Genomic DNA, 1048 nt, shown 5'->3' on the forward strand with positions numbered 1-1048 from the left:
CACCGCCAGCCGTTCCCGGGCCCGGGTCTGGGCATCCGCATCATCGGCGAGGTCACCCAGGAGCGCCTGGACCTGCTGCGCCGCGCGGACGCGATCGTGCGCGCCGAGCTCACCGCGGCCGGGTTGGACCGCCAGATCTGGCAGTGCCCGGTGGTGCTGCTCGCGGACGTGCGCTCCGTGGGCGTGCAGGGTGACGGCCGCACCTACGGCCACCCGGTCGTCCTGCGCCCCGTCACCAGCGAGGATGCCATGACGGCGGACTGGGCGCGGATCCCGGACGACGTCCTGTCCCGCATCTCGAACCGCATCACCAACGAGGTCGACGGTGTCAACCGCGTCGTGCTCGACGTGACCAGCAAGCCGCCGGGCACCATCGAGTGGGAGTGAGCGGCGCGTCCGGCGCCGCATCCGGCCGCCCCTGACCGGGGCGGCCGTCCGCACGAAGACCGCCTGGACCCAGGCGACGGAGGAAGGACCGCACGCACGTGACCGAGCAGGAGTTCCCGCGCCTGGCCCGCGCCCGCGCCACCGCACGCCCCGACGAGGGGCAGACCCGCCCCGATCCGGCCGCCTGGGTGTCCTCCCTGGGCTCGGGCGCCGAGAACGACACGATGCTGCGGTTCGCGCCCTCGGCGGCCAACAGCATCGACCTCACGGAGGCGAACTCCTCCGGCGTCTCGCAGCTGCTTCTGGGGCGGCGCACCCGCCTGTCCACCCTGCTGCCGGCCGGCCCGGTGCTGGACGCGGCGCACGAGGTCTCCCTCGGCCTGCGCGCCAAGGTCCGCGAGCTGGCGGAGGAACGCGGCATCGACGTCGGCGCGCTCGCCGTGGGCGTGGCCACGTGGACGGCTGAGGAGGACGGCCGGCGGGAGCGCCGCTCCGCCCCCGTGCTGCTGGCCCGCGTGGCCCTGACGGTGCGCCGCGGCGCCCGGGGCCGGGACGAGCTGGAGGTCCAGATCACCGAGCCGGCCCGCCTGAACCCGGCGCTCGTGCGGAACCTGCGCCGGCACCACGGCATCGCCCTGGACCCCGAGGCGTACCAGCAGGC

General features: G+C 75.6%; 1 protein-coding gene and 1 pseudogene. Both read left to right on the forward strand.

Going from position 1 to position 1048, the window contains the following annotated elements:
* Positions 1-387: pseudogene (locus tag AB0N07_RS52070) on the forward strand (GMP synthase (glutamine-hydrolyzing)); the annotation flags it as partial.
* Between the two features lie 98 nt (positions 388-485).
* A partial coding sequence (locus tag AB0N07_RS52075; RefSeq protein WP_365848138.1) for a DUF4011 domain-containing protein occupies positions 486-1048 on the forward strand: 563 nt, incomplete at its 3' end.

This window comes from Streptomyces sp. NPDC051172 (assembly GCF_040682555.1).
In the GTDB taxonomy this organism is placed as follows: Bacteria; Actinomycetota; Actinomycetes; order Streptomycetales; family Streptomycetaceae; genus Streptomyces.